Origin of the sequence: Streptomyces sp. NRRL WC-3549 (genome assembly GCF_000721935.1) — a bacterium.
GTDB lineage: Bacteria > Actinomycetota > Actinomycetes > Streptomycetales > Streptomycetaceae > Streptomyces.
The window spans coordinates 140438-145001 of record NZ_KL585389.1 but is presented as its reverse complement, the minus strand read 5'-3'; the positions used below and the strand labels follow the sequence as shown (position 1 = coordinate 145001).

Below are 4564 nucleotides of genomic sequence, written 5' to 3'. Positions count from 1 at the left end.
AGATGTGTATAAGAGACAGAACCGGGGCAGCGGCGACATGGAGGACATCGTCCAGGTCGGCACCGTCGGCCTGATCAAGGCCATCGACCGGTTCGACCTGGCCCGCGAGGTCGAGTTCACCTCGTTCGCCGTGCCGTACGTCGTCGGCGAGATCAAGCGGTTCTTCCGCGACACCACCTGGTCCGTCCATGTGCCGCGCCGGCTCCAGGAGCTGCGGGTGGACCTCGCCCGGGCCAAGGAGGCGCTCGCCGTCGGCCTGGACCGCGACCCCACGGTCCCGGAGCTCGCCGCGCACCTCGGGCTCGACGAGGAGGAGGTCACGGAGGGGATCGTGGCCGCCAACGGTTACACGGCGGGCTCGCTCGACATGCCGGCGGACGCGCCGGACGCCGCGGGGCGCGCGACGGGCGGGCGCACCTTCGCCGACGTGCTGGGCGCGCCGGACCCGGCGATGGAGACCGTCGAGAACCTCCACACCCTGGCGCCGCTGCTGGAGCAGCTCGACGCACGCGAGCGCCGCATCATAGAGATGCGGTTCGGCCAGGAGCTGACCCAGGCTCAGATCGGGGACGAGCTGGGCATCTCCCAGATGCATGTGTCCCGGCTGCTCAGCCGCACGCTGCGCAGGCTGCGCACCGGGATGTTCACCGAGGACTGAGGCGAGGCCCGACCTGTTCGACGGTCGGCGGCGGGAGCCGCACACGGGACGGCCGGGTGCGCGGGCGCCCGCCGAAAAGGCCGGTGTACCGCCGGAGCGTCAGCCACCGCGTCCCGCGTAGTAGGTGGCGATCAGGTCCTGGTCGCCGTGCCCGGACTCCTCGGCGCGGGTGAAGCGCGCGGCGGAGGCGGCCATCAGGTCCAGCGTCACCCCGGCCGCGTCGGCGGCCGCCAGGATCAGCCGGGAGTCCTTGAGCGCCGTGGAGAGCGCGAAGCTCGGGGCGAGGTCGCCGGAGAGCACCGCCGCTGACTTGCTCTGGAGGTACGGCGTGTCCAGGGGGCCGCCCTTCATCGCGTCCAGGAACAGCCGCGGGTCCAGGCCGAGTCCCTCGCAGAGGTTCAGGCCCTCCGCGACGCTGTTGACGAGGTTGATCATCCAGGTGTTGGCGACGAGCTTGAGCCGCGTGGCCGCCCCCGGGTCCTCCCCGACCCATACGGTCCGCTGCCCGATCGCCTCCAGGACGGGCCGGACCGTCGGGCGGGCCGCTGAGGGGCCGGAGACGAACACCGTCAGGGCGCCCTGCTCGGCGGGGTGCTTCGTGCCGGAGACCGGGGCGTCCAGGTACACCAGGCCCACACCGGCGGCACGGTGGGCCAGATCGGTGGTGTCGTCGATGCCGACGGTGGAGCTCTGCAGCCAGATCTGTCCGGGACGCAGGCCCCGGGAGGCGGCGTCGAGGGTCTCGGCGACGGCCCGTCGGTCGTTGAGCGAGGTGAGGACGACGTCGGCGCCGCGTACGGCCTCCTCGGCGGTGTCCGTCACGGTGGCCCCGGCCGAGGCCAGGGGTTCGGCCTTGGCGCGGGTCCGGTTCCAGGCCCGGACGGGCAGCTGGGCCCTGAGGAGGCTGTGGGCCATCCCGGATCCCATGATCCCGGTACCGAGGACCGCGACGGCCGGCTTCCCGGGGACGGCGTCGGCCGGGGATGCGGTGGTCATGGGCTCGTTCCCTTCGTCGGTGCGCCCGGCCACGGGTGCGCGGCGCGCCGGGGCGCCGGCGTACTGCCGGGCGGTCTCGTTCCAGCGTGCGTCAGCGCTGCCCGAGGTGCCGTGCGGGGCGCTCCGGGAGCTGCCCCGGGACCCTCGGCGTGCCCGGGTCTCCGACGTGGTCCCTCGGCGTGCCCGGGTCTCGGGCGTGCCCGGTCGCCCCGGTGAGGACGGCGTGATGCACGGCTCTGGCCAGGCGTGCCCCCCAGCGCGAGCGGGGGCCGGCGAACGGCTCGCCGGCGTCCGGGCCCGGGTCGGGTGCGGCGACGCACACCGCGTCCGTGGGCGTGCCGGAACAGTCGAGTCCGGCGTCCAGGAGCGCCTGGACCTTCGCCTCGGTGGCGGTGGCCACCGCGTTGACCAGCGCGGCGTCGGAGAGGGCCACGGGCAGGGTGACGACGATGTTGACGGTGCCGGGCGGCGGCGGGCCGTCGGCTCCCTCTGCGGGGGCGGCGGCCCAGCCCCGTACCCCGAGCCCGCTGGTGACGGTGGCCGTCACTCCGCCGTCGTGCCCGGTGGTGTACGCCCTGACGTCGGCGGCCGTCATCAGTCCGGCTCCCGGCCCGGTCAGCCCTTCGGCCGCGGCGATCTCCGCGAGGTGCCGGTCGGGGTCCAGCCGGGGGTAGCCACCCGGGACCTGCGCGTTGAGGATCCAGGCGCGGGGTGCGAGGCCGCCGCCGAGTACGGCGCTGCTGCACACCCGCCAGCCCGGCCCGAGCCGCCAGACCAGGTGGTGGAGGTCCTGCCCGTCCTCCCGCCGGGCCAGGAGCTGCCCGCGCTGTCCGGGCAGGTGGACGCGTACGGACTCGATGGTGCACCCCCGTCGGCGGACCGCTCCGACGGTCGGCAACGGCGCGTCGATCATACGTGGCGCGCCGCGTCCGGTTCCGGCCCGGGACCCGCCCCGGTTCCCCTTCTTCCACCCGCCCCTTCCTGCCGGGACGCCCGACCCCCCTCTCACCCGTTCGGCCTAACGTGGCGAGACAGCCGACAACCGCGTCCCACGGGGCCACCCGCCCCTCCCGCGTCGTTCGGGCCGCTCTGCGCGGGAGCTGGGAAGTTGCAGCGTCCAACCGGGTGAGGCGCGATGGAATCCGGACGCGCCGCCCCTGTTGGAGCCAGCCACAGGACGCGCCCAGGCGAGGAGGTATCGGCCATGGCAGCCGCTGACGGTTTCACGGATTCCGGAGAACTCGACGGTCTGACCGTCTACGACAGTGACGGCGAGAAGGTCGGCACCGTCGGGCGGGTGTACGTCGACGACGACACCGGAAAGCCTGACTGGATCACGGTCAAGACCGGCATGTTCGGCATGAAGGAGAGCTTCGTGCCGCTTGCCGGCGCCCGCCGCGTGGGTTCCGACCTGCACGTCTCACATCCGAAGGACAGCGTCAAGGAAGCCCCCCGGGTGGACGCCGACGCGCATCTGTCCGTCGCCGAGGAGGAGGAGCTCTACCGGCACTACGGCCTGACCAGGAAGACCACCGGCCGAACCGGCGGTGACGCACGCACCACCTCCGGGACCGGGACCATGGGTGCCGCCGGCACCGGTGCCGCGGCCGGGGCCGCCGGAGCGGCGGGAACCGCACGCGCCGGACAGACCGGCCGGCCGGGCACCACGGGTGCCGGCACGGGCAGGCACCGGGACACGGAGGCCACCACGTCGCGGCCGCTGGCCGGGGCCGGGGCCGAGCGGTCCGCGGCCGGACCGGACGAGATGACCCGCTCCGAGGAGCAGCTCACCGTCGGGACGGAGGAGTACGAGAGCGGCAGGGCCCGGCTGCACAAGTACGTCGTGACCGAAGAGGTCACGCGGACGGTGCCCGTGTCCCACGAGGAGGTACGCGTGGTGCGCGAGCCGCTGAAGCCGGGTGAGAGGTCCGCGGGCACCACCGACCTCGGCGACCAGGATGTCGAAGTCACCCTGCACGCCGAGCGCGCCACCGTCCGCAAGGAGGCCGTCCCGGTGGAACGGGTCCGCCTCGAAACCAACAAGGTCACCGAGCAGAAGGAAGTCTCCGCCGAGCTCCGCAAGGAGAAGATCGACTACGCGGACGGCAAGGAGAAGGGCAGCGGCAAGGACACGGGCGGCGAGTTCGGCCGGGGACGTCGTCGCTGACCCCTCACACAGCGGCGGCAGGCCGCGCGGGCAACATGCGAGGGGCGGACCCGGACTCTCCGGGCCCGCCCCTTCGCCGTGCCGGTCGCGGCGGCCGTCAGGAGCTCCCCGCCACCGGGGCGCACCGCGCGCCCCCGTGCCCGGGCCGGACTCCGCCCTGCCGGGCGTCTCCGGGCAGGAAACGGACCGAGGGACGGCCGTCGGGCCCGTCCTGGGTGACCACCGCCCGCACCCGGTAGACGTCCGCGATGAGTTCCTCGGTGAGTACCTCGCGGGGGGTTCCGGCGGCGACCACCTCGCCGTGGGCCATGACGGTGATCCGGTCGCAGAACATCGCGGCCAGGTTGAGGTCGTGCAGCGCGATGACCGCGGTGACCGGCAGGGCGGCGACCAGGGCCAGCAGTTCCAGCTGGTGCTGGATGTCCAGGTGGTTCGTCGGCTCGTCCAGGAGGAGTTCGCGGGGCTGCTGGGCGAGGGCGCGGGCGATCTGCACCCGCTGGCGCTCCCCGCCGGACAGCGTGTGCCAGGACTGCCCGGCGCGGTCGGCGAGTCCGGTGCGCTCCAGTGCCTCCCGTACGGCGGCCTCGTCCTCGGGTCCGGCGGCCGACCAGGCGCGGCGGTGCGGGATACGGCCGAGGCGTACGACGTCCAGCACGTTCAGCTCCACCTGGGTGACGGCGTGCTGGTCGACCACGGCGACCCGCCGGGCGACCGTGCGGCGGCCGGTCTCCGCGAGCGTACGG

Annotated in this window: 5 protein-coding genes; 2 read left to right on the top strand and 3 right to left on the bottom strand. The window is 74.0% G+C overall.

The window, feature by feature from the left end; all coding sequences use genetic code 11:
- The coding region (locus IH13_RS0108030) for a SigB/SigF/SigG family RNA polymerase sigma factor (RefSeq protein ID WP_063837416.1) at positions 1–658 on the top strand (658 nt) is incomplete at its 5' end.
- 99 nt (positions 659–757) lie between these two features.
- Here IH13_RS0108030 and IH13_RS0108025 read toward each other — a convergent pair.
- Positions 758–1654 carry an NAD(P)-dependent oxidoreductase gene (locus tag IH13_RS0108025; protein ID WP_031082342.1) on the bottom strand — a complete coding sequence of 299 codons (897 nt, stop codon included), beginning with the start codon at positions 1652–1654 and terminating at the stop codon, positions 758–760.
- Positions 1655–1745: 91 nt separating this feature from the next.
- Positions 1746–2567 carry an adenosylcobinamide amidohydrolase gene (locus IH13_RS0108020; RefSeq protein WP_234433244.1) on the bottom strand — a complete coding sequence of 274 codons (822 nt, stop codon included), beginning with the start codon at positions 2565–2567 and terminating at the stop codon, positions 1746–1748.
- 291 nt (positions 2568–2858) lie between these two features.
- Here IH13_RS0108020 and IH13_RS0108015 point away from each other — a divergent pair, with 291 nt between their 5' ends.
- Positions 2859–3821, top strand: coding sequence for a PRC and DUF2382 domain-containing protein (locus tag IH13_RS0108015; RefSeq protein WP_031082338.1), 963 nt, complete (start codon positions 2859–2861; stop codon positions 3819–3821).
- A 97-nt stretch (positions 3822–3918) separates the two neighbouring features.
- Here IH13_RS0108015 and IH13_RS0108010 read toward each other — a convergent pair.
- Positions 3919–4564 (bottom strand): ABC transporter ATP-binding protein (locus IH13_RS0108010; protein WP_234433243.1); only part of this gene is annotated, 646 nt, incomplete at its 5' end.

Excerpts from the sequence above, each read along its gene's own strand:
- IH13_RS0108025 (WP_031082342.1), bottom strand. The coding sequence starts at position 1,654 with ATGACCACCGCATCCCCGGCCGACGCCGTCCCCGGGAAGCCGGCCGTC.
- IH13_RS0108020 (WP_234433244.1), bottom strand. The coding sequence starts at position 2,567 with ATGATCGACGCGCCGTTGCCGACCGTCGGAGCGGTCCGCCGACGGGGG.
- IH13_RS0108015 (WP_031082338.1), top strand. The coding sequence starts at position 2,859 with ATGGCAGCCGCTGACGGTTTCACGGATTCCGGAGAACTCGACGGTCTG.